This window comes from Cellulomonas sp. McL0606 (assembly GCF_058248365.1).
The window spans coordinates 1,537,876-1,559,779 of the sequence record NZ_CM177779.1 but is presented as its reverse complement, the minus strand read 5'-3'; the positions used below and the strand labels follow the sequence as shown (position 1 = coordinate 1,559,779).

At 72.0% G+C, this 21,904-nt stretch carries 20 protein-coding genes and 1 pseudogene; 6 read left to right on the top strand and 15 right to left on the bottom strand.

What is annotated here, in order from left to right:
* Nucleotide 1 precedes the first annotated feature (1 nt).
* The 3 genes and pseudogenes from AC38ZX_RS07925 to AC38ZX_RS07915 all read right to left on the bottom strand — a co-directional run bounded on the left by AC38ZX_RS07925 (nucleotide 2) and on the right by AC38ZX_RS07915 (nucleotide 3,813).
* A pseudogene (locus AC38ZX_RS07925) lies at nucleotides 2–2,238 on the bottom strand (polyribonucleotide nucleotidyltransferase).
* 204 nt (nucleotides 2,239–2,442) lie between these two features.
* Entirely contained in the window at nucleotides 2,443–2,679 is a 237-nt protein-coding gene (rpsO, locus tag AC38ZX_RS07920; RefSeq protein WP_426595271.1) for a 30S ribosomal protein S15, read from the bottom strand.
* A gap of 126 nt (nucleotides 2,680–2,805) precedes the next feature.
* The gene (locus AC38ZX_RS07915; protein ID WP_491296907.1) at nucleotides 2,806–3,813 is read right to left on the bottom strand and encodes a bifunctional riboflavin kinase/FAD synthetase; all 1,008 of its coding nucleotides are present in this window, start codon (nucleotides 3,811–3,813) and stop codon (nucleotides 2,806–2,808) included.
* A gap of 160 nt (nucleotides 3,814–3,973) precedes the next feature.
* Between AC38ZX_RS07915 and AC38ZX_RS07910 the strand changes: the two genes are divergently transcribed.
* Genes AC38ZX_RS07910 through AC38ZX_RS07900 form a run of 3 tightly spaced genes read left to right on the top strand, consistent with a single transcriptional unit; the run spans nucleotide 3,974 to nucleotide 5,636 of the window.
* Entirely contained in the window at nucleotides 3,974–5,119 is a 1,146-nt protein-coding gene (locus AC38ZX_RS07910) for an inorganic phosphate transporter (protein ID WP_426595269.1), read from the top strand.
* Entirely contained in the window at nucleotides 5,116–5,334 is a 219-nt protein-coding gene (locus AC38ZX_RS07905) for a hypothetical protein (protein WP_426595268.1), read from the top strand. Before AC38ZX_RS07910 ends, AC38ZX_RS07905 begins: the two co-directional genes overlap by 4 nt.
* Complete coding sequence (locus AC38ZX_RS07900; protein WP_426595267.1) at nucleotides 5,334–5,636, top strand: DUF3349 domain-containing protein; 303 nt, start codon at nucleotides 5,334–5,336, stop codon at nucleotides 5,634–5,636. The genes AC38ZX_RS07905 and AC38ZX_RS07900 overlap by 1 nt, the downstream gene beginning before the upstream one ends.
* A 20-nt stretch (nucleotides 5,637–5,656) precedes the next feature.
* Here AC38ZX_RS07900 and truB read toward each other — a convergent pair whose 3' ends face one another.
* Nucleotides 5,657–6,583: a tRNA pseudouridine(55) synthase TruB gene (truB, locus tag AC38ZX_RS07895; RefSeq protein ID WP_491296905.1), complete on the bottom strand. Its 927-nt coding sequence runs from the start codon at nucleotides 6,581–6,583 to the stop codon at nucleotides 5,657–5,659.
* On the bottom strand, nucleotides 6,580–7,170 hold the full coding sequence (locus tag AC38ZX_RS07890; protein ID WP_426595265.1) for a TetR/AcrR family transcriptional regulator: 591 nt from the start codon (nucleotides 7,168–7,170) through the stop codon (nucleotides 6,580–6,582). Before AC38ZX_RS07890 ends, truB begins: the two co-directional genes overlap by 4 nt.
* 77 nt (nucleotides 7,171–7,247) lie before the next feature.
* On the opposite strand from AC38ZX_RS07890, the gene AC38ZX_RS07885 reads away from it, so the two are divergent.
* Nucleotides 7,248–8,690: an MFS transporter gene (locus AC38ZX_RS07885; RefSeq protein WP_426595264.1), complete on the top strand. Its 1,443-nt coding sequence runs from the start codon at nucleotides 7,248–7,250 to the stop codon at nucleotides 8,688–8,690.
* Between the two features lie 54 nt (nucleotides 8,691–8,744).
* On the opposite strand, the gene rbfA is transcribed toward AC38ZX_RS07885, so the two are convergent.
* The 5 genes from rbfA to rimP all read right to left on the bottom strand — a co-directional run bounded on the left by rbfA (nucleotide 8,745) and on the right by rimP (nucleotide 14,287).
* Nucleotides 8,745–9,182, bottom strand: a complete 438-nt coding sequence (rbfA, locus tag AC38ZX_RS07880; RefSeq protein WP_426595263.1) for a 30S ribosome-binding factor RbfA — start codon at nucleotides 9,180–9,182, stop codon at nucleotides 8,745–8,747.
* A gap of 83 nt (nucleotides 9,183–9,265) precedes the next feature.
* Nucleotides 9,266–12,100 carry a translation initiation factor IF-2 gene (infB, locus tag AC38ZX_RS07875; protein ID WP_491296904.1) on the bottom strand — a complete coding sequence of 945 codons (2,835 nt, stop codon included), beginning with the start codon at nucleotides 12,098–12,100 and terminating at the stop codon, nucleotides 9,266–9,268.
* A 149-nt stretch (nucleotides 12,101–12,249) separates the two neighbouring features.
* Nucleotides 12,250–12,483: a DUF448 domain-containing protein gene (locus AC38ZX_RS07870; protein WP_426595898.1), complete on the bottom strand. Its 234-nt coding sequence runs from the start codon at nucleotides 12,481–12,483 to the stop codon at nucleotides 12,250–12,252.
* Nucleotides 12,484–12,674: 191 nt separating this feature from the next.
* Complete coding sequence (nusA, locus tag AC38ZX_RS07865) at nucleotides 12,675–13,703, bottom strand: transcription termination factor NusA (RefSeq protein WP_426595261.1); 1,029 nt, start codon at nucleotides 13,701–13,703, stop codon at nucleotides 12,675–12,677.
* A gap of 2 nt (nucleotides 13,704–13,705) precedes the next feature.
* Nucleotides 13,706–14,287: a ribosome maturation factor RimP gene (gene rimP, locus AC38ZX_RS07860; protein WP_426595260.1), complete on the bottom strand. Its 582-nt coding sequence runs from the start codon at nucleotides 14,285–14,287 to the stop codon at nucleotides 13,706–13,708.
* Between the two features lie 113 nt (nucleotides 14,288–14,400).
* Here rimP and AC38ZX_RS07855 point away from each other — a divergent pair, with 113 nt between their 5' ends.
* The gene (locus AC38ZX_RS07855; protein ID WP_491296903.1) at nucleotides 14,401–15,453 is read left to right on the top strand and encodes a DUF4439 domain-containing protein; all 1,053 of its coding nucleotides are present in this window, start codon (nucleotides 14,401–14,403) and stop codon (nucleotides 15,451–15,453) included.
* 46 nt (nucleotides 15,454–15,499) lie between these two features.
* Here AC38ZX_RS07855 and AC38ZX_RS07850 read toward each other — a convergent pair whose 3' ends face one another.
* Nucleotides 15,500–17,296, bottom strand: a complete 1,797-nt coding sequence (locus tag AC38ZX_RS07850) for a proline--tRNA ligase (protein WP_491296902.1) — start codon at nucleotides 17,294–17,296, stop codon at nucleotides 15,500–15,502.
* Between the two features lie 55 nt (nucleotides 17,297–17,351).
* Between AC38ZX_RS07850 and AC38ZX_RS07845 the strand changes: the two genes are divergently transcribed.
* On the top strand, nucleotides 17,352–18,242 hold the full coding sequence (locus AC38ZX_RS07845; RefSeq protein WP_491296901.1) for an Fpg/Nei family DNA glycosylase: 891 nt from the start codon (nucleotides 17,352–17,354) through the stop codon (nucleotides 18,240–18,242).
* 3 nt (nucleotides 18,243–18,245) lie between these two features.
* Here AC38ZX_RS07845 and AC38ZX_RS07840 read toward each other — a convergent pair whose 3' ends face one another.
* The 4 genes from AC38ZX_RS07840 to AC38ZX_RS07825 form a co-directional block, all read right to left on the bottom strand.
* The gene (locus AC38ZX_RS07840) at nucleotides 18,246–19,148 is read right to left on the bottom strand and encodes a GNAT family N-acetyltransferase (protein ID WP_491297332.1); all 903 of its coding nucleotides are present in this window, start codon (nucleotides 19,146–19,148) and stop codon (nucleotides 18,246–18,248) included.
* A 94-nt stretch (nucleotides 19,149–19,242) separates the two neighbouring features.
* Nucleotides 19,243–20,403, bottom strand: coding sequence for a flavodoxin-dependent (E)-4-hydroxy-3-methylbut-2-enyl-diphosphate synthase (gene ispG / locus AC38ZX_RS07835; protein ID WP_426595255.1), 1,161 nt, complete (start codon nucleotides 20,401–20,403; stop codon nucleotides 19,243–19,245).
* Between the two features lie 66 nt (nucleotides 20,404–20,469).
* Nucleotides 20,470–20,805: a site-2 protease family protein gene (locus AC38ZX_RS07830; protein WP_491296900.1), complete on the bottom strand. Its 336-nt coding sequence runs from the start codon at nucleotides 20,803–20,805 to the stop codon at nucleotides 20,470–20,472.
* Nucleotides 20,721–21,779 carry a M50 family metallopeptidase gene (locus AC38ZX_RS07825; RefSeq protein ID WP_491296899.1) on the bottom strand — a complete coding sequence of 353 codons (1,059 nt, stop codon included), beginning with the start codon at nucleotides 21,777–21,779 and terminating at the stop codon, nucleotides 20,721–20,723. The genes AC38ZX_RS07830 and AC38ZX_RS07825 overlap by 85 nt, the downstream gene beginning before the upstream one ends.
* Nucleotides 21,780–21,904: the final 125 nt, after the last annotated feature.

Sequence of the window (21,904 nt, the reverse complement as noted above, 5' to 3'; positions counted from 1 at the left end):
GTCAGGCGTCGACCGACTCGGCAGCGTCCGCAGAGGACGAGGCGTCCTCCGCTCCGTCATCGATGACCGCGTGCAGCGACAAGCTTGCCGCGCGGGTCGATCTCGCCGATCTCGACCTGGACCTTCTGCCCGATGGACAGGACGTCCTCGACGTTCTCGACGCGCTTGCCACCGACGAGGCGGCGGATCTGCGAGATGTGAAGCAGACCGTCCTTGCCCGGGGAGAGCGAGACGAACGCACCGAACGTCGTGGTCTTGACGACCGTGCCGACGAAGCGCTCACCGATCTCGGGCATGTGCGGGTTGGCGATCGCGTTGATCGCCGCACGCGCGGCCTCCGCCGACGGACCGTCGGTGGCGCCGATGTAGACCGTGCCGTCGTCCTCGATCGAGATGTCGGCGCCGGTCTCCTCCTGGATCTGGTTGATCATCTTGCCCTTCGGCCCGATGACCTCGCCGATCTTGTCGACGGGGACCTTCACCGTGATGACGCGGGGAGCGAACGGGCTCATCTCGTCGGGCACGTCGATCGCCTCGGCGATGACGTCGAGGATCGCCAGGCGAGCCTCCTTGGCCTGGGTCAGCGCGCCGGCGAGCACCGAGGCGGGGATGCCCTCGAGCTTGGCGTCGAGCTGGATGGCCGTGACGAACTCGCGGGTACCGGCGACCTTGAAGTCCATGTCACCGAACGCGTCCTCGGCGCCGAGGATGTCGGTGAGCGCCGCGTAGCGGGTCTCACCGTTCACCGTGTCGGAGACGAGGCCCATCGCGATGCCCGCGACGGGCGCGCGCAGCGGCACACCGGCGTTGAGCAGCGACAGGGTGGACGCGCAGACCGAGCCCATGGACGTCGAGCCGTTGGAAGCTCAGCGCCTCGGAGACCTGGCGGATGGCGTAGGGGAACTCCTCGCGGCTCGGGAGCACCGGCATGAGCGCGCGCTCGGCGAGCGCCCCGTGGCCGATCTCGCGACGCTTCGGCGAACCGACGCGACCCGTCTCGCCCGTGGAGTAGGGCGGGAAGTTGTAGTTGTGCATGTAGCGCTTGCGCGTCTCCGGGGAGAGCGTGTCGAGCTGCTGCTCCATGCGCAGCATGTTCAGCGTGGTGACGCCCAGGATCTGGGTCTCGCCGCGCTCGAAGATCGCCGAGCCGTGCACGCGGGGCAGGACCTCGACCTCGGCCGAGAGCGTGCGGATGTCCCGCAGGCCACGACCGTCGATGCGGAAGCCGTCCGTGAGGATGCGCTGCCGGATGAGCTTCTTCTGGACCGAGCGGTAGGCGGCCGACAGCTCCTTCTCGCGACCCTCGAACTGCTCGGACAGGCCGGCGACGACCTCGCCCTTGATCTCGTCGAGACGGTTCTCGCGGGTCTGCTTGTCCGCGATGCTCAGGGCCTCGCCCAGCGACGCGGTCGAGAAGGCCTCGACGGCGGCGTAGGCGTCGTCCTGGTAGTCCGGGAACGTCGGGAAGACCTGGGTCTCCTTGGCGGCCTTCGCGGCGAGTTCCTGCTGCGCCTGGACGAGCACCTTGATGAACGGCTTGGCCGCCTCGATGCCCTGCGACACGACCTCCTCGGTCGGGGCGACACCACCCTCGAGCTTGATGATGTTCCAGGACTTCTCGGGGGCCTCGGCCTCGATCATCGCGATCGCGACGTCATCGCCGACGACGCGACCCGCGACGACCATGTCGAACGTCGCGCGCTCACGCTCGGAGTACCGCGGGAACGCGACCCACTGGCCCTCGACCAGGGCGACGCGGACACCGGCGACGGGGCCGGAGAACGGCAGGCCGGAGAAGCGGGTGGAGATGGACGCCGCGTTGATGGCCAGCGTGTCGTACGAGTCGTCCGGGTGGATCGACAGCACGGTGATGACGACCTGCACCTCGTTGCGCAGGCCCTTGACGAACAGGGGGCGCAGCGGGCGGTCGATGAGCCGGCACGCGAGGATGGCCTCGGTGGACGGGCGGCCCTCGCGACGGAAGAACGAGCCGGGGATCTTGCCGGCCGCGTACGACCGCTCCTCGACGTCGATCGTCAGCGGGAAGAAGTCGAACTGGTCCTTCGGGTGCTTGCCGGCCGTGGTGGCGGCGAGCAGCGTCGTCTCGCCGTCCAGGTAGGCGACGGCGGAACCGGCGGCCTGCTTGGCGATGCGGCCGGTCTCGAAGCGGACGGTGCGGGTGCCGAAGCGACCGTTGTCGATCACTGCCTCGGCGAACTGGATCTCGGGACCCTCCATGGGTGCCCTCCTCTTTCTTGAAGGCGCCGGCCGTCCGCGAGCGATCTTCGATCGAGGCCACCGGACGCGTGCAAAAGGCTTCCGGAAGCCACTACCGAGGACCGGACCGAGCGGACCGACGCGGTGTGGTGATGCGTGACGTGCTGACTGGCCGTAACGCCACACCAGCCCGGACCCTGGGCGGGTCCGGGCTGGTGGAAGGCGTTATCGGCGCAGGCCGAGCCGCTCGATGATGCTGCGGTAGCGGTTGATGTCGACCTTCTGGAGGTAACCGAGAAGGCGGCGACGCTGACCGACGAGCAGCAGCAGACCGCGGCGGCTGTGGTGGTCGTGCTTGTGGGTCTTGAGGTGCTCCGTGAGGTCCTTGATGCGCTGCGTGAGCATCGCGATCTGAACCTCGGGGGAACCGGTGTCACCCTCGTGGGTGGCGTACTCGGTCATGATGGACTGCTTGACGGCACTTTCGAGCGGCACTCGATCTCCTGGTTGACTCGTTGCGCGGTGCGCCGGGGCATGTCCACCCGGGCTCTCTCTGTCCGCGGCCGTTCAGACGGCGCACACAGACTATCAGGCTGTGGGCGTCGCCCTCGCACCGGTGGCCAGGATCACGCGCGCACGGTCCACGTCCTCGTGCATCCGGACCACGAGCTCGTCGATGGAGTCGAAGCGCAGCGTCGGCCGCAGTCGCTCGACCAGCTCGAGCACCACGACCTGGTCGTAGAGGTCGAGGTCGGTGCGGTCGAGCACGTACGCCTCGACGCGCCGCTCGGCTCCGTCGAAGGTCGGGTTGGTGCCGATGGAGATCGCCGCCGGCAGCACCTCGGCGCTGGCGACACGCCACAGCCAGCCCGCGTAGACGCCGTCGGCCGGCACGAGACCCGTGGAGTCCTGCCCGAGGTTCGCCGTCGGGAAGCCCAGCTCGCGGCCGCGCGCGTCGCCGTGCACGACCGTGCCGCGGATGCGGTGCGGACGGCCGAGCACCCGGGCCGCCTGGACGACGTCCCCGGCCTCGAGCAGCTCGCGCACCCAGGTCGACGACCAGCGGCGTCGCAGCGGGTCCGCCACGAGGTCCTCGGGGCTGCCCGGGTCGGCGGACTGCGCCGGCGTGACGTCCTCGATCACCTCGACGTCGAACCCGTGGGTCCGGCCGAGCTCGACCATCGTCGACAGGTCGCCGGAGTTGTCGCGGCCGAACCGCACGTCCCGTCCGACGACGACCGTCCGCGCCCGCAGCCCGTCGACCAGGTAGCGCCGGACGAACTCGTCGGGCGTCTGGCGCGCGAACTCGAGCGTGTAGGTCAGCAACAGGACGGCGTCCAGGCCGGTGCGCTCGAGCAGCTCGAGGCGATCGTCGTCGCCGGTGATGACCGGCGGCGCGCTGTCCGGGCGGTGCACCTGCTGCGGGTGCGGCGTGAAGGTCACCGCGACGGCCTGCGCACCGACGGCACGGGCGTCGGCGCACATGCGCTCGAGGACGCTCGCGTGGCCGCGGTGCACGCCGTCGAAGTTGCCGATCGTGACGACCGAGGGCCCGAACCCGTCGGGGACGGCGGCCAGCTCCCGCCAGATCTGCACGCGTGCTCCTCGCGAAGGCGTCGGGAGCCCGGTCGGACGCCCGACGGACAAGCCTGCCATCCCTCGCGGGCACCGCGCGCCAGTCGTCCGTAGGCGAGCTTCCCAGAGCTCGCGCGAGACGGGCTTGCGGACGCGCGCGCAGCCGAGGACCGTCGGCATCGTGACGGACGTCCCTCTGCTCGTTCTGGTCGTGGTGACGGCACTCGCCTTCGACTTCACCAACGGCTTCCACGACACCGCCAACGCGATGGCTGCGTCGATCGCGACCGGTGCACTGCGACCCAAGATCGCCGTCGCCCTGTCCGCCGTCCTGAACATCGTCGGCGCGTTCCTCTCGCTAGCGGTGGCGGCGACCATCGCGTCGGGCATCGTGAACCAGGACAGCGTGACGCTGTCCGTGGTGTTCGCCGGGCTCGTCGGCGGCATCCTGTGGAACCTCGCCACGTGGTACCTGGGCCTGCCGTCCAGCTCCTCGCACGCGATCATCGGCGGCCTGGTCGGCGCGGTGCTCGTCTCCGCCGGCACGAGCGGTGTCATCTGGAGCGGGCTGATCGGCAAGGTCATCATCCCCGCGGTCATCGCCCCGGTCGCAGCCGGCGCCGTGGCGGCGCTGGGCACGTGGCTCGTCTACCGCATCACGCGCGGTGTGGGCGGCGCCGAACGGACCAATGATTTCCGCTGGGGTCAGATCGGGTCCGCGTCGATGGTCTCGCTGGCGCACGGCACGAACGACGCGCAGAAGACCATGGGCATCATCCTGCTCGCGCTGATCGCCGGCGGCGCGTTGCCGGCCGGGTCGGCGGTGCCGGTCTGGGTCATCCTGTGCTGCGCGCTGGCCATCGGGCTGGGCACCTACTTCGGCGGCTGGCGCGTGATCCGCACGCTCGGCAAGGGCCTCGTGGACATCGAGTCGCCGCAGGGCCTCGCGGCGGACACGTCGACGGCGGTCGTCATCCTCGTCTCCAGCAACCTGGGCTTCCCGCTGTCCACCACGCACGTCGCCAGCGGCTCGATCATGGGCTCGGGCGTCGGTCGCCGCAGCGAGGTCCGCTGGTCGACCGCGCGTCGCATGGCGATCGCCTGGCTCATCACCCTGCCCTCCGCCGCCGCGGTCGGCGCCGCAGCCGAGGGGCTGCAGACCTGGCTGCACGGCACGTTCGGCAACGCCGTCGTCCTCGTCATCCTCGTGGTGCTGGCCACCGGTATCTTCCTGGCCGCGCGGCGCACAGCCGTCAACCACCACAACGTCAACGACGAGTGGGCGGAGCCCGCCAAGGCGCCGGTCCCGACGGGGAGCAACGCATGAGCCGGTACGTCGACGGCGCCGCCCTGGTCCGGGTGGTGGTGGTGAGCCTTCTCCTGGGCGCCGGGATCCCGGCCGTCTTCTCGCTCGGAGTCCGGTCGCTGGCCTGGGACGGCGACACCGCGCGACCAGCCATCCGCACGGTCGCCGCCGGGCTGTGCTTCCTCGTCGTGATCGCCGCGATCGTGTTCGGCATCTACACGATCATGGCCAGCTGATGGCGCGGGCCAACGCGGTGCGCCGCGTCGCCGACTGGCTGCGCGAGGGCTACCCCACGGGGGTCCCCGAGCAGGACTACGTCGCGCTCCTCGCGCTCCTGCGACGCAAGCTGACCGAGGAGGAGGTGGAGGAGGTCACCGACCGCATCATCCTGCTCCACCCCGACGGCGGCATCCCGCCCGCCGTGGTGGGCGAGCAGATCGGCGCCCTGCTGGACCAGGAGCCGCACGAGAGCGACGTGGCCCGGGTCAGCGCGCGGCTGGCGGCGGTCGGCTGGCCGTTGGCCGAGATAGACGACTGACTCAGGCCCCGACGACTGACTCAGGCCGGCGCGAAGACGAGCACCGGCCGCACGGCGCCATCGCGCGTCTCGACGAGGGCGACCAACCGCCCGTCGGGCGCCACGGCGGCCGTGGTCCCCGCGGACGGCTCGCCCGCCGCGGACAGCCGCTGCCCGTAGGCCAACGCGGTCGCCTCCTGCGTCGTCAGCTCGCGGACCGGGAACGTCGCGCGCGCGGAGTCGGCCAGCGAGACGACGTCGATCGGCACATCGGGTGCCACCTCGGCGAGCTCGTCCAGAGTGCGCGCGGCGTCGAGCCCGTACCCGCCGACGCGGGTGCGCCGCAGGGCGGTCAGGTGCCCCCCGACGCCCAGTGCGGCCCCGAGGTCTCGAGCCAGTGCCCGGACGTAGGTTCCCGACGAGACGACGACCGTGACATCGACGTCGACGACACCGCCGGCGGTACGCACGTCGTGCACGTCGAACGTCGACACCGTCACCGGCCGTGCCGCGAGCTCGACCTCCTCGCCCGCGCGCACCCGGGCGTAGGCCCGCTGGCCGTCCACCTTGATGGCCGAGACCGCGCTCGGTCGCTGCTGGATCTGCCCCGTCAGCGCCGCTACCCCGGCGGACAGCGCCTCACGCGTCACCCCGGACGCATCGGTGACCGCGAGCGTCTCGCCCTCGGCGTCGTCGGTCGTCGTGGTGACACCGAGCCGGATGGTCGCCGTGTACTCCTTGTCGGCGCCGACGATGTACGTCAGCAGCCGCGTGGCGCGGCCGATCCCGATGACCAGCACGCCCGTGGCCATGGGGTCGAGCGTGCCGGCGTGCCCGACCTTGCGGGTCCCCGCGAGCCAGCGCATGCGGGCGACGACGTCGTGGCTGGTCCAGCCGGCGGGCTTGTCGACGACGACGACCCCGTCCGCCGCGGTCGGTCGCCGCGGCGAGCCGTCCTTCGGCGTCACGCGGAGCGACGCTGCTCGTCGATGCCGGAGCGGACGCACTCCAGGAGCGCGTCGAGACCGCCGTCCTCCCCCGGGTGCGCCGGGGCGTCGACCGCCAGCAGGACGTTGATGAGCATGCCGGAGGCCACGAACACGCGGGCCTCGTCGTCGGCCGCCCCCGTGCGGTCCCGGAACAGCCGGAACGCCTCCCCGAGCGTGTGCCGGGCGATCGTGCCCACCTCGTCGTCGTTGCCGGCGAGGAAGCCGTGCATGGTGAGCCGCAGCAGGTCGCGGTCGTCGAGCAGCTGGACGTAGGCCTTCGCCATCTGGGCGCCGGCGTCCGGGCCGGGTTCGACCGATCCCAGCGCGGCCTTGATCTCGTCGCTCGCCTGCCGGTAGGCGGCCAGGAAGAGCTCGCGCTTGGAGCCGAACAGCCGCACCACATACGGCTGGGACACGCCTGCCGCGCGGGCGACCTCGTCGGTCGTCGCCGCGTACCCCTTGTCGGCGAACACGCGTCGCGCGGCCGCAAGGATCTGGTCGCGGCGTGCCGCACCCGTCATCCGCGACGTCGTCGTCGGAACCTGGACCTCGATCTGCTCGGACATGTTGACATGTTATCAGTGGATGCCTAACGTCGTGCTTGTTAGTAATCAATCAATGCCAACAAGCCCTAGGAGACCTCGTGACGATCACGACACCCGCAGCGTCCCGGGCCCAGACCCCACCCCCTGCGCGTCCCGTCCTGCGCCGTCGCGGCACCGCGATCGCCCTGGTCGCCGCCTCCCTCCCGATGTTCATGGCGACGCTCGACAACCTCGTCATGACCACGGCGCTCCCCGTCCTGCACACCGACCTGCACGCGTCGATCGAACAGCTGCAGTGGATGGTGAACGCGTACACGCTCTCGTTCGCGACGCTGATGATCGCCGCAGCCACCCTCGGCGACCGGCTCGGTCGGCGGCGCGTGTTCATCGCGGGCATCGCGATCTTCGGCGGCGCGTCGATCCTGTCGGCGCTGTCCAGCAGCCCCGAGATGCTCATCGGGGCGCGCGCGCTGCAGGGCGCGGGGGCGGCCGCGATCATGCCCCTCTCCCTGGCCCTGCTCGCGGGCGCCGTGCCGGCCAGCCGTCGCGCCATGGCGATCGGGGTCTGGGGCGGGGTCTCCGGCCTCGGTGTCGCGCTCGGACCCGTCATCGGCGGGGCCGTGGTCGACGGCATCTCCTGGGAGGCCATCTTCTGGATCAACGTCCCGGTCGCACTGATCGCCATCCCGCTCGTCCTCTGGGCGCTGCCCGAGTCGCACGGCCGGCGCCAGCCGCTCGACCTGGTGGGCCTCGCGCTCGCCGGCACGTCGGTCCTCACCATCGTCTGGTCGATCATCCGCGGCAACGACGACGGCTGGGGTTCCACCCGGGTCGTCGGCGGCCTGGCTCTCGGTGTCGCCCTGCTGGTCGCCTTCCTGCTCCGCGAGTCCCGCACCGACCACCCGCTGGTGCCGCTGCGACTGTTCCGCGAGCGGTCGTTCTCGGTGGCCAACATCAGCGCGTTCGCCTTCTCGTTCGGCGTCTTCGGCCTGGTGTTCCTGCTGGCGCAGTACCTGCAGATCGGTATGGGCTTCACTCCCCTGCAGGCCGGGATCCGCACGCTGCCGTGGACCGCGGCGCCCATGATCTTCGCCCCGATCGCCGGGATGCTCGCGCCGCGCATCGGCGTCCGGCCGCTGCTGGCGACGGGCCTGCTCCTGCAGGCGGCCGGCCTGGCGTGGCAGGGACTGCTGGTCACCAGCAACACCCTGACCTACGCCGACCTCGTGCCCGGGCTCGCGTTGGCCGGCATCGGGATGGGTCTGACGTTCGCGCCGAGCGCCACCGCGGTGCTCGCGGACATGGTGCCCGACGACCACGGCACGGCGAGCTCGGTCAACGCCACCATCCGGGAGATCGGCGGCGCCCTCGGCGTCGCGGCACTGGTGGCCGTCTTCACCGCGTCGAACGGCACCCTGACACCGACCGGCTACGCAGCGGGCCTGCAGCCCGCGGCCTACGTCGCCGCGGTGGTCGTGGCGATCGGCGCAGCGGTCGTCCTGATCTGGATGCCCAGGAACACGGGCAAGACGCTCGCCTGACGACGCACGAACGCCGCCCCCGGTCCTCCGGGGGCGGCGTTCGCGTCGGTGCTCTCAGTCCTCGTCGTCGTCCTCGTCGGACTTCTTGTACGGGTCGGCGTCGCCGGCGAACGACGCCTGCGCTGCCAGCGCGGCCACCTCGCGGTCGCGACGGGCCGCGTCGATCAACGCCGCGTCGAGCTGCGCGGACGTGTCCGGCAGCGCGTCGAGGTGGAAGTCGAGCGACGGGGTCAGCCGGATGCCGGTCTGCTTGCCCACCTCCGACCGGATGATGCCCTTGGCGCTCTCGAGCGCCTTGGCCGAGTCGGTCCGCGCGGCGTCGTCGCCGAGCACCGTGTAGAAGACGTCGGCATGCTGCAGGTCGCCGGTCACGCGGACGTCCGTGATGGTGACGAAGCCGAGCCGGGGGTCCTTGATCCGGGTGTCGAGCATCTGCGCGACGACCTGCTGGATGCGCTCACTGAGCTTGCGGGCGCGGGCGGTGTCCGCCATCGGATCACTCCTTGTCTGGTAGAGAGACCGCGGGGCGGGCGAGGACTCGCCTCACCCGCCCCGCGGTCGGTGGATCACTGAGATCAGGCGCGAGGCTTCTCGCGCATCTCCCAGGTCTCGATGGTGTCGCCGATCTCGACGTCGTTGAACGACCCGAGGCCGATGCCGCACTCGAAGCCCTCGCGGACCTCCGTGGCGTCGTCCTTGAACCGCTTGAGCGACTCGATCGTCAGGTTGTCCCCGATGATCTTGCCGCCACGCGTGACGCGCGCCTTCGTGTTGCGGCGGATGAGGCCCGACCGGACGATCGACCCGGCGATGTTGCCGAACTTCGAGGACCGGAAGACCTCGCGCACCTCGGCGGAACCGAGCTGCACCTCCTCGTACTCCGGCTTGAGCATGCCCTTGAGGGCCGCCTCGACGTCGTCGATCGCCTGGTAGATGACCGAGTAGAAGCGCACGTCGACGCCCTCACGGTCCGCCAGCTCCTCGACGCGCTCCGCGTACTTGACGTTGAACCCGATGATGATGGCCGAGTCGACCGTCGCCAGGTTGACGTCGTTCTGCGTGATCGCACCGACGCCGCGGTGGATGACCCGCAGCTCGACCTCTTCGCCCACGTCGATCTTGAGCAGGGCGTCCTCGAGCGCCTCGACGGCACCCGAGACATCGCCCTTGAGGACCAGGTTGAGGGTCTCGACCTTGCCCTGCGCGAGCGCCTGGGTGAAGTCCTCGAGGCTGACGCGCTTGCGACGCTTGGCCAGGAGGGCGGCACGCTCGGCCGCCTCGCGCTTCTCGCCGATCTGACGCGCGGTGCGGTCGTCGGGCGCCACGATGAACGTGTCGCCGGCGCGGGGCACCGAGGTCAGGCCGAGCACCTGGACCGGACGCGACGGCCCGGCCACCAGGACCGGCTCGCCGTGCTCGTCGAACATGGCACGGACGCGGCCGTAGGCCGTGCCCGCGACGATCGAGTCGCCGACGTTGAGCGTGCCCGACTGGACGAGCACCGTCGCGACGGCACCGCGACCCTTGTCGAGGTTGGCCTCGATGGCCACGCCGCGAGCGTCCTTCTCGGCGTTCGCCCGCAGGTCGAGCGCGGCGTCCGCCGTGAGGAGGACCGCCTCGATCAGCTGGTCGATGCCGACATTCTGCTTCGCGGAGACGTCGACGAACATCGTGTCGCCGCCGTACTCCTCGGCCACCAGGTTGTACTCGGTGAGCTGCTGGCGGATCTTGTCGGGGTTGGCCCCCTCCTTGTCCACCTTGTTGACCGCGACCACGATCGGCACGCCGGCCGCCTGGGCGTGGTTGAGCGCCTCGATGGTCTGGGGCATCACGCCGTCGTCGGCCGCGACCACGAGGATCGCGATGTCGGTCACCTGCGCACCACGGGCACGCATGGCGGTGAACGCCTCGTGGCCCGGGGTGTCGATGAACGTGACGGCACGGTCGATGCCCTCGTGCGTGGTGTGCACCTGGTAGGCACCGATGTGCTGGGTGATCCCGCCGGCCTCGCCCGCGACGACGTCCGTCTGACGGATGGCGTCGAGGAGCTTGGTCTTTCCGTGGTCGACGTGACCCATGACGGTGACCACAGGGGGTCGCGCCGTCAGGTCGTCGTCGCCCTCGGCCTCGAGCTCGGCGTCCAGGTCGATGTCGAAGGCCCCGAGCAGCTCGCGGTCCTCCTCCTCGGCCGAGACCATCTCGATGACATAGCCGAGCTCGACCGCGAGCGTGCCGAACGTGTCCTCGTCGAGGGACTGCGTCGCCGTGGCCATCTCACCGAGGTGGAACAGCACGGTGACCAGCGCGGCGGGGTTCGCGTCGATCTTGTCGGCGAAGTCGTTCAGCGACGAGCCGTGGCGCAGGCGGACGACGGTCTTGCCGTTGCCGCGAGGAACCTGCACGCCACCGAGGGACGGGGCCTGCATCTGCTCGAACTCTTGACGCTTCGCACGCTTCGACTTGCGGCCACGGACGGGACGACCGCCCGCGCGACCGAAGGCACCCTGCGTGGAGCCGCGACCGGCACCACCGGGGCGACCGCCGCCACCACCGGGACGGCCGGCGAAGCCGCCGCCACCACCCGGTGCACCGCCGGGAGCGCCACCGGGCGCACCGCCGGGACGACCGGCGTAGCCACCGCGAGCACCGCCGGCACCGCCACCGGCACGACCGCCGCCGGGACCGGCCGGACGCTCACCGGGACGGCCGACGCCGCTGGCCGTGCGGCCCGGCATCATGCCCGGGTTGGGGCGCGGACCACCGGGACGGGGACCACCGGGACGCGGACCACCGGGACGGTCACCCGCGGACGCGACGGGGGCACCGTCGACGGGGGCGGGACGACGGTCACGGTCGCCCGGACGCGGCATGCCCTGCGACGGTGCGAACGGGTTGTTGCCCGGACGCGGGCCGCCGGGGCGGTTGGCTCCCGGACGCTCACCCTGGCGGGGCATGCCCTGCGAGGGTGCGAACGGGTTGTTGCCGGGACGCGCGGCGGGCGCGGGCGCCTGACGCGGTCCGGGACGGACGGGTGCGCCCGTCGCGGCGGCAGCGGCGGCCGGCGCGGGTGATGCGGTGGCCGGCGCCGGCGCGGCGGCGGGAGCCGGGCGCGTGGGAGCCGGAGCGACGGGAGCCGCGGCGGCCGGAGCCGGGGCGGCAGCGGCGGCGGGGCGCGGAGCCTCGACGACGGGTACGGGGGCAGGCGCCGGCGCGGGACGCGCGGGTGCCTTGGGTGCTGCTGCTGCGGGGGCTGCTCCGACGGGGTACTCGTCGCGCAGCTTGCGAACGACCGGTGGCTCGATGGTCGACGATGCCGACCGGACGAACTCCCCCATGGTGTTCAGCTTGGTCATGATGGTCTTGCTGTCGACCCCGGCTTCGGCGAGCTCGTAGACGCGGACCTTGGCCACATCTCTCCTGTCTCGGTCCGCCCGGACAGGGTCGGACCGTCGTTAGTGTTCGCTACTCATCGCTGCGTACTCATCGCTGGGTACTCATCGGTGCGTGCTCATCGGGTAGCCATCGGCTTCCAGACCCGCTTCCCTCATCGACGATCGGCCTACGACCCCGGGATCTGCCCGGCGCCCTTCATGCCCTGCTGCTCGACGTGCCGGCGGACGACGCTCACGTCGAGCAGGCCTGCGTTGCGCAGTGCCCGCCCCAGTGCACGTCGGCGTTCGGCGGTGTCGAGACATCCAGGATCGGGGTGCAGCCACGCCCCCCTGCCCGGCATCCGGCGACCGACGTCCACGACCAGCGCGGGAGATCCCGCGGCGTCCGTGGCGACGACCACCCTCAACAGGGCCGACCTCGGGCCGGTGGCTCGGCACCCCACGCAGGTCCGGAGCGGACCCATGCCAGAGACAGTTTTCGCTGTCTGTGGGGTCCGCCGGCTCGACGGGAGGAGCCGGACATCCGGCCCAGCCGCAGCAAGTCTACCGCGCCGTACCACTGGCCGTACCACCGCAGGCGTCGATCGTGACGTCACTCACCGGCGCTCGCACCCTGCAGGTCGCCCGGGACCTCGGCGTCGGAGCGGATGTCGATGCGCCAGCCGGTGAGCTTCGCGGCCAGCCGGGCGTTCTGGCCCTCCTTGCCGATGGCGAGCGACAGCTGGTAGTCCGGCACGACGACCCGGGCGGCGCGGGCCTCGGGGTCGACGACCGTCACGGAGAGCACCCGGGCCGGCGAGAGCGCGTGCGCGATCATCTCGGCCGGGTCGTCGGCGTGGTCGACGATGTCGATCTTCTCGCCGTGCAGCTCGGCCATGACCGCGCGGACGCGACCACCCATCGGGCCGATGCACGCGCCCTTGGCGTTCACGCCGGGAACCGTCGCGCGGACGGCCATCTTGGTGCGGTGGCCCGCCTCGCGCGCCATCGCGGTGATCTCGACGGTGCCGTCGGCCACCTCGGGGACCTCCAGCTCGAACAGCTTGCGCACGAGGTTCGGGTGCGTGCGGGACAGGGTCACCTGCGGGCCGCGCGGGCCGCGGGCGACCTCGAGCACGTAGCCGCGGATTCGGTCGCCGTGCACGTACTCCTCCCCCGGAACCTGCTCGTGCGCGGGGAGCACGGCCTCGGTGCCGCCCACGTCGATCAGCACGGTGCGCGGGTCCCGGCCCTGCTGGATGACGCCGCCGAGCACCTCGCCCTCCTTGCCGCGGAACGCGCCGAGCACCTGGTCGTCCTCGGCGTCCCGCAGGCGCTGCACGATGACCTGCCGGGCGGTCGCGGTCGCGATGCGGCCGAACCCGTCCGGCGTGTGGTCGAACTCCGGCTCGTCGTGGAGCGTGTACTCGGGCTCGTCGTCGTCCTGCACCGGGGGCTCCTCGCGGGCCCACACGGTCACGTGACCGCTCTTGCGGTCCACCTCGACGCGGGCCCGGGTGTGTGCGCCGGGGGTGCGGTGGTACGCCGAGAGCAGTGCCTGCTCGATCGCCGAGACGAGCACGTCGAGGCTGATCTCCCGCTCGCGCTCGAGCATCCGCAGCGTCTGCATGTCGATGTCCATGTTCAGTTCTCCTGTCCGGCGTCGGCGTCGCTGCCGGCCTCGTCGTCGTCCACGGGCCCGACGCCTGTCAGGTCCACCTCGACGTGCGCGGCGCGCACCTCGGACAGCGGCACCTGAACGGCCTCCCCGACCACCGGCTTGCGGCCCTTGAGCCCGGGCGTCACCGGCACGACGACGATCGTGCCGTCCTGCGGCCCGGTCCGCTCGACGGCGGTCAACCGCCCGCTGAGCGTCCCACCGTCGTGGCGGTGCACCACGACCGAGTGCCCGACGGCGCGCGTGAAGTGCCGGCGCTCGGTGAGCGGCCGGGAGACCCCGGGGCTCATCACCTCGAGCGTGTACTCGCCGGTGATCGCCTCGGCGGCGTCCAGGGCGTCCGAGACGGCGTGCGTCGCGTCGGCGATGCGGTCGAGGTCCAGACCGACCTCGTCGTCCTCGGTCACGTCGATCACGACCTCGACCACGGACCGGCCCGCGGAACGCCGCACGGCGACGTCCTCGAGAAGGAGCCCGACGGACTCGACGGCCGGCTCCACGACCTGGCGGACCCGTTCGGCATGTGCTGGGTGCGCTGGCGCGGCCACGTCAGCCTCCTGTCGGCTCCAGCGGGTCAGTGCGCAGACAACGGATCGACCCTGTGATGTTGTGAGCCAAGCGTATCGAGTCCGGGCGTGCCCGACCGCCGCACGTCCGTCGCATGGCAGGATCACCGGCGATGCACGCCCAGCCGCACCCGCACCACGACCCGGATCTCGCCTCGCGCGCCCGCCGGTTCGGTGTCGCGCTCGCCACACTTCTTGCTCTCGCGCTCCTGGCCGGATGTGGCCTGCGCGCCGAGTCGTCGCCCCCGGTCGCGCGCACCCCCGACGCGATCGAGCAGGTCCGCGCCCGCACGGTCGCCGATTCTCTGGCGCTCGCCCAGGCCGCCGGGGCCCTCGCTGCGACACCGGCGGGCGCTGCCGAACCCTTGGCGGGCGTGCTCGCCGACGTCGCCTCGTTCTCCGACCAGCACGCCCAGCAGGCCGGCGGCGCGTACGTCTCGGGCCTGCCGACGCCGACCACCTCGCCGTCGACACCCGCGGTGACGCCGGACGCGCCGACGCTCCTGGCCCAGCTGGCAGCCGCCACGACCACCTCGCTCGCCGACGCCGACGCCGTGGACGACGGTGCTCTCGCGCGACTCGTCGCGTCGATCGCGACGTCGCGGGCGGGACTCACCGCTCGCCTCGCGCAGGCCACCGGCCTGCCGGTCCCCACCGTGACCCCGCCCGTGGTCGGCGCCGCGACTCCGGCGCCCACGCCCGCACCCAGCCCGAGCACGGCGTCGGCCACCGACCTGGACGCCCTCGCGCTCGCGCACGACCAGGCGGGCTTCGGCTTCGAGGTCATCGCGGCCAAGCTCGCGGGCGACCAGCGCGCGGCGGCCGTCGCTGCCGCCGCCGCGAACCGGTCGGCCGGCGAGCAGTGGGCCCGCGCCTCGGGCTCCGACGGCACCGCGCAGGATCCGCGTCGTGCGTCGTACGCCCTGCCGACCGGGCTCGACGACCCGACCGCGGCCGTCGCACTCGGCCGCACGCTGGAGTCCGCGGTGGCGGACGCCTACGCGAACGCCGTCGCGGGCGCCCCGGTGGGCGCGCGACTCCCGCTCGTCGACGGTCTCCAGGCCGCGACCGGCGCGGCCGGGACCTGGGGCGCGACGCCGGTCCCGTTCCCCGGCCTCCCCGAACAGACCCAGAAGCCCGCCGGCTGACCTCGACGTCCGCGCCCGCGGACGCCGCAGTCAGCCAGCGGTCGCCTCAGGCGGAGAGCAGCGTGGCGACCAGGCCCGCGACGTGGTCGGCGGCCTGGTCGACCGGGACCTGCTCGGTGGTGCCGCCGGTCCGCGGGCGGACCTCCACGACCCCCTCGGCCAGCCCGCGGCCGACGACGACCACCAGCGGGACCCCGATCAGCTCGGCGTCGGCGAACTTCACCCCCGGCGAGACACGGCCCGGACGGTCGTCGTAGACCACCTCGATGCCGCGCGACGACAGCTCGAGCGCGAGCGCCTCGGCGGCCTCGAACACGGCTGGGTCCTTGCCGGTCGCGACGACCGTCACGTGCGCGGGCGCGACGTGGGCGGGCCAGGCCAGGCCGCGCTCGTCGTTGTTCGCCTCCGCCAGGGCGGCGAGCACCCGGGTCACGCCGATGCCGTACGAACCCATGGTGACCACCTGGGCCTTGCCGTTCTGGTCCAGCACCGTCAGCCCGAGCGCCTGGGCGTACTTGCGGCCGAGCGCGAAGATGTGACCGATCTCGATGCCGCGCGCCAGCTCGAGCGGACCCGATCCGTCGGGCGCGAGGTCACCGGCGCGCACCTCGGCGGCCTCGACCGTGCCGTCGGCGGTGAAGTCGCGGCCCGCGACCAGGTCGAAGACGTGCCGACCGGGCTCGTTCGCCCCCGTGATCCACCGCGTCCCGGCAACCACGCGCGGGTCGAGCAGGTAGCGCACCGCCGTGCGCTCGGCCCCCTCGGCGACCGCGACGTTCGGACCCATCGCCGCGGGGCCGATGTAGCCGCGCACCAGCTCGGGGTGCGCGGCGAAGTCGGCATCGCCGGCGGCCTCCACCTCGGCCGGGCTGACCGACGCCTCGAGCCGCTTGAGGTCCACCTCGCGGTCGCCGGGCAGGCCGACGACGAGCAGCTCGCGCTCACCCGTCGGGTGCACCAGCGCGAGGACGACGTTCTTGAGCGTGTCGGCCGCGCTCCAGGCGCGGTCCGGGCGGGCGAACCGCTCGTTCGCGAGGGCGACCAGCGAGTCGATGGTGGGCGTGTCGGGCGTGTCCTCCACGTGCGCCGCGGGTGCGTCCGCGAACGGCAGCGCCTGGGGCACGACGGTCGTGACCGCCTCGACGTTGGCCGCGTAGCCGCCGGCCGAGCGGACGAACGTGTCCTCCCCGATGGGCGTCGGCGTCAGGAACTCCTCGGACCGCGAGCCGCCCATGGCGCCCGACGTGGCCGCCACGATCACGTACTCGAGTCCGAGGCGGTCGAAGATCCGCTGGTAGGCGGCTCGCTGCGCCTGGTAGGAGGCCTCGAGGCCCTCGTCGTCGATGTCGAACGAGTAGGCGTCCTTCATGATGAACTCGCGTCCGCGGATCAGGCCGGCGCGCGGCCGAGCCTCGTCGCGGTACTTGGTCTGGATCTGGTACAGCGCGAGGGGGAGCTCCTTGTACGACGAGTACAGGTCCTTGACCAGGAGCGTGAACATCTCCTCGTGGGTGGGCGCCAGCAGGTAGTCCGCACCCTTGCGGTCCTTCAGCCGGAACAGGTTGGGCCCGTACTCGGTCCAGCGCCCCGTGGCCTCGTACGGCTCGCGCGGCAGCAGCGCGGGGAAGTGCACCTCCTGCGCGCCGGCAGCGTTCATCTCCTCGCGCACGACGGCCTCGACCTTGGCCAGCACGCGCAGCCCGAGCGGCAGCCAGGTGTAGATGCCGGGCGCCGCGCGGCGGATGTAGCCGGCTCGCACCAGGAGCCGGTGGCTGGCGACCTCGGCATCGGCGGGGTCCTCGCGCAGGGTGCGGAAGAAGAGGGTCGAGAGGCGCAGAAGCATGACCGCGAGCCTAGTTGCTCCCGCAGATCGAGCAGTCATGCGCCACGATGGGTGCGTGCCGGAGCTGCCCGAGGTCGAGGCGCTCGCGCAGTTCCTGCGCGGGCGGGCGGTCGACCACACCGTGACGTCGGTCGAGATCGGCGCGATCAGCGCGCTCAAGACGTTCCGCCCGCCGCCGGACGCGCTCAAGGGCGGGGTGGTGGTCGACGTCCAGCGGCACGGCAAGTGGCTCGACCTCATGGTCGCGACGGCGACCGGCGAGCCGCTGCACCTGGTCTGGCACCTGTCGCGCGCGGGCTGGGTGCGCTGGTCCGAGCAGCTGTCCGAGCGTCCCGTGCGGCCGGGCAAGTCGCCGATCGCGCTGCGCGTGCGGTTCGACGACGGGGCCGGCTTCGACCTGACCGAGGCCGGGACCCGCAAACGGCTCGCGGTGCACGTCGTGCAGGACCCGGCCGACGTCCCGCAGATCGCGACGCTCGGCGTCGAACCCCTCTCGGACGAGTTCACGCCCCAGCGCCTGTCCGAGCTGCTGGCTGCGCGCAACCAGCAGGTCAAGGGACTCCTGCGCGACCAGGGCACGATCGCCGGGATCGGGAACGCCTACTCCGACGAGATCCTGCTGGTCGCGCGGATGAGCCCGTTCGCCATGACCAGGTCGTTCGACGCCGCCAAGACCGCGACGCTCTACGCCGCCATCCACGACGTGCTCACCGAGGCCGTGCGCGCGGCGTCGGGCAAGCCCGCGGCCGAGCTCAAGGACGCCAAGCGCCAAGGGATGCGCGTGCACGGGCGCACCGGCGAGCCGTGCCCGGGCTGGGACGGCGTGCCCTGCGGCGACACCGTCCACGAGGTGTCGTTCGCGGACTCGGCGCTGCAGTACTGCCCGACCTGTCAGACGGGCGGCAAACCGCTGGCGGACCGGCGGATGTCGCGCCTGCTGCGGTAGGCCTCAGAAGAGGACCGTCGCGTAGGTGCCGACCTGGCGGAACCCGACGGCCCGGTAGGCGGCCAGCGCCCGCGCGTTGTAGTTGTTGACGTAGAGCGAGACGAGCGGGGCCACCTCGGCGCGGGTCGCCTGCACGACGGCGGCCATACCCGACTCCGAGAGCCGCTCGCCGCGTCGGTCGGGCGACACCCACACGCCCTGGACCTGCGCGACACCGCCCGCGACGGCACCGAGCTCGGCCTTGAACACCACGTCACGGCGGGATCGCCTGGCGGACTCCTCGACGCGGACGAACGAGCGTCCCTGCGTCATGAGGTTGCGCACCCGCGTCTCGTACGGCCCGCCCGGACCGCTCACGGGCGAGTAGCCCACCTCCTCGGTGAACATCCGCACGCAGGCCGGCAGGACGATGTCGAACTCGTCGGGGTTCGACCGCCGAACCGCCGGGTCGGGCGTCACCAGCGGGGCATGGTCGATCACCATCGACGGCTGGTCGTCGCGAACCTCGCGCGCCGCCGGCCAGAACTGCCGCAGCCGGCTCCACATGCCGAGCACGGCATCGGCCGGTCCGACGATCGACGAGCACCGACGGCCCTGGAGCCGGGCGAGTCCCGCGAACGCGTCGAGCGCCCGGCTCACGGTTCGGGAGTCGTCCACGGGTACGAGGGGCACCATGTTCGCGCCGGCGAAGCAGATCGCGACGAGCTCGCCGTCCTGCTCGAATCCCCAGAGGCTGCCACCTGCCGCACGCAGACCGCGTCCCACGGCCTGCTCCAACCGGGCCGTCGCGAGCACAGAACCGACCGCATCACGTGCGCAGACGGCCAGCGCGCCCTCGAGGTCGATGTCCGTCAGGACCCGACCTCCGGCTCGGTTGTCGAGCAGAGCAGCGCGACGTTGCACCATGAGGCGATCTTGCACCACCTCGGCCTGATTCACCCCATCTTCGGCACGCCGATCTGATGAATCTGCGGTAGGCCCGCCCACGGGACCCGCTCGGTCAGCCGACGGTGACGACTGGGGCACCGGCGCCGGAGTCGACGGGGTCCATGGACTCGGCGAGCCGCATGGCCTCCTCGATCAGCGTCTCGACGATGAGCGCCTCCGGGACGGTCTTGATGACCTCGCCCCGCACGAAGATCTGGCCCTTCCCGTTGCCGGACGCGACGCCCAGGTCCGCCTCGCGCGCCTCGCCCGGCCCGTTGACGACGCACCCCATGACGGCGACCCGCAGCGGGACCTCCAGGCCCTCGAGGCCCGCGGTCACGCGCTCCGCCAGCGTGTAGACGTCCACCTGAGCCCGACCGCAGGACGGGCAGGACACGATCTCCAGCTTGCGCGGCCGCAGGTTGAGCGACTGGAGGATCTGGATGCCGACCTTGACCTCCTCGACCGGCGGCGCGGACAGGGACACGCGGATGGTGTCCCCGATGCCCTTGCTGAGCAGCGCGCCGAACGCGGTGGCGGACTTGATGGTGCCCTGGAACGCCGGCCCGGCCTCGGTCACGCCGAGGTGCAGCGGCCAGTCGCCTCGTTCGGAGAGCAGCTCGTACGCCCGCACCATCACGACGGGGTCGTTGTGCTTGACGGAGATCTTGAAGTCACGGAAGCCGTGCTCCTCGAAGAGCGACGCCTCCCAGACCGCCGACTCGACGAGCGCCTCCGGCGTGGCCTTGCCGTACTTGGCGAGCAGGCGCGGGTCGAGAGAGCCAGCGTTCACGCCGATCCGGATGGAGACGCCGGCATCCGTCGCCGTGCGGGCGATCTCCTTGACCTGGTCGTCGAACTTGCGGATGTTGCCGGGGTTGACCCGGACCGCCGCACAACCCGCCTCGATCGCCGTGAACACGTACTTGGGCTGGAAGTGGATGTCCGCGATCACCGGCAGCTGCGACTTGCGCGCGATGGTGGCGAGCGCGTCGGCATCGTCCTGCGTCGGGACGGCGACACGGACGATGTCGCAGCCCGCCGCGGTCAGCTCGGCGATCTGCTGCAGGGTCTTGTTGATGTCCGTCGTCGGCGTCGTGCACATCGACTGGACGCTCACCGGGGCGTCGCCGCCGACGAACACCTTGCCGACGCGGATCTTGCGGGTGGGACGCCGCGGGGCCAGCACGGGTGCGGGCGCCTCCGGCATGCCGAGGCTGATCGGGATGCTCACCTCGCCATCATCGCACCCGCGGTGCCGGGCGCTCCCCCGCCGGACGTGGCGTGCACGACATCACCCTCAGATCTGCACCGGGTTGACGAGGTCCGCGTAGACCAGCAGGAGGCCGACGCCGCCGAGCAGGACGAACACGCTGTAGGCGATCGGCACGAGCTTGGCGCTGTCGAACGGCCCCGGGCGCGGCAGGCCTCGCAGCCTGGCCACCTGCCGACGCGCGCCCTCCCAGAGCGCCGCGGCGACGTGGCCGCCGTCGAGCGGCGGCAAGGGGATCAGGTTGAAGACGAACAGGGCGATGTTCAGGCTGGCCAGCATCAGGAGCAGGCCGGCGAGCTTGAGGCCCCAGTCGATGTCGTGCTCGGAGGCGATGTCGCCGGCGAACCGGCCGATGCCGACCACCCCGACGACGCTGCTGGTGTCGCGCGGGGTGCCGTGCACCGTCGAGCTCCAGAGTCACCCACCTTGCTGGGGAGCGTCGCGACGACGGACGCCGTCTGGCCGGTCATCGTCGCCACCCGACCCGGGATCTGCCAGATCGACTCGCGCTGCGTCTCCTGCTTCGGGCCGATCCCGATGTAGCCGACCGACGTGGTCTTCGGGGTGCCGTCCGCATTCAGCACCGGGTTGTCGTTCGCGTCGTAGACGGGGCGCTCGGCCACCACCGGGGTCACCGACAGCTCGACCTGCTTGCCGTCGCGCAGCACCGTCACCGGCACGGCCTCGTCGCCGGTCGACCGGATCAGCACGGTGAGCTGGTCCCAGGAGTCGACCGCGGTGCCGTTGTAGGAGACCACCGTGTCGCCAGAGCGCAGGCCGGCGGCCGCGCCCGGAGCCGCCGCGTCGGTGGACGTGCAGGTGCGCGTCGCCGGCGCGTCGGCCGGGATCACGCACGCACTGACGGAGCTCACGGTGGTCGTCGGGCCGGGCAGCCCGATGCCCACGAAGACGATCGCCATGAGGAAGAACGCGATGACGAGGTTCATGACCGGTCCGCCGAGCATGACGACGAGCTTCTTCGGCGTCGACAGCCGGTAGAACGCACGTCCGTCCTCGCCGGGGCGGATCTCCTCGGCGCTGGCCTGGCGCGCGTCCCGGGCGAGGCGTCCGATCCACGTGCGCGCCCGCGGGTTACCGACGGCGTCCCCGGGCGGGTACATGCCGACCAGGCGCACGTAGCCACCGAGCGGGATCGCCTTGAACCCGTACTCGGTCTCGCCCTTGGTCCGCGACCACAGCGTGGGCCCGAACCCGATCATGTAGTGGCTGACCCGGACGCCGAACCGCTTGGCGGGCACCATGTGCCCGACCTCGTGCAGCCCGATGGATGCCAGCAGCACGACGACGAAGATCAGCACGCCGATCAGGTACGCCATCAATCTCCTCCGTCCGGGGACCGCACCCCACCCAAGCGTGCACCAGCGGCCCGCGCGCGCACATCCTCCCCCGCCACCCTGGGAAGTCGCTGGACGCCCGCTGGGCTCACCCGTTCGGCGGGTCG

Excerpts from the sequence above, each read along its gene's own strand:
- rpsO (WP_426595271.1), bottom strand. The coding sequence starts at position 2,679 with ATGACCGAGTACGCCACCCACGAGGGTGACACCGGTTCCCCCGAGGTT.
- AC38ZX_RS07905 (WP_426595268.1), top strand. The coding sequence starts at position 5,116 with ATGAGCCGGTACGTCGACGGCGCCGCCCTGGTCCGGGTGGTGGTGGTG.
- AC38ZX_RS07900 (WP_426595267.1), top strand. The coding sequence starts at position 5,334 with ATGGCGCGGGCCAACGCGGTGCGCCGCGTCGCCGACTGGCTGCGCGAG.
- AC38ZX_RS07890 (WP_426595265.1), bottom strand. The coding sequence starts at position 7,170 with ATGTCCGAGCAGATCGAGGTCCAGGTTCCGACGACGACGTCGCGGATG.
- rbfA (WP_426595263.1), bottom strand. The coding sequence starts at position 9,182 with ATGGCGGACACCGCCCGCGCCCGCAAGCTCAGTGAGCGCATCCAGCAG.
- nusA (WP_426595261.1), bottom strand. The coding sequence starts at position 13,703 with ATGGACATCGACATGCAGACGCTGCGGATGCTCGAGCGCGAGCGGGAG.
- AC38ZX_RS07855 (WP_491296903.1), top strand. The coding sequence starts at position 14,401 with ATGGCAGGATCACCGGCGATGCACGCCCAGCCGCACCCGCACCACGAC.
- AC38ZX_RS07850 (WP_491296902.1), bottom strand. The coding sequence starts at position 17,296 with ATGCTTCTGCGCCTCTCGACCCTCTTCTTCCGCACCCTGCGCGAGGAC.
- AC38ZX_RS07840 (WP_491297332.1), bottom strand. The coding sequence starts at position 19,148 with ATGGTGCAACGTCGCGCTGCTCTGCTCGACAACCGAGCCGGAGGTCGG.
- AC38ZX_RS07825 (WP_491296899.1), bottom strand. The coding sequence starts at position 21,779 with ATGGCGTACCTGATCGGCGTGCTGATCTTCGTCGTCGTGCTGCTGGCA.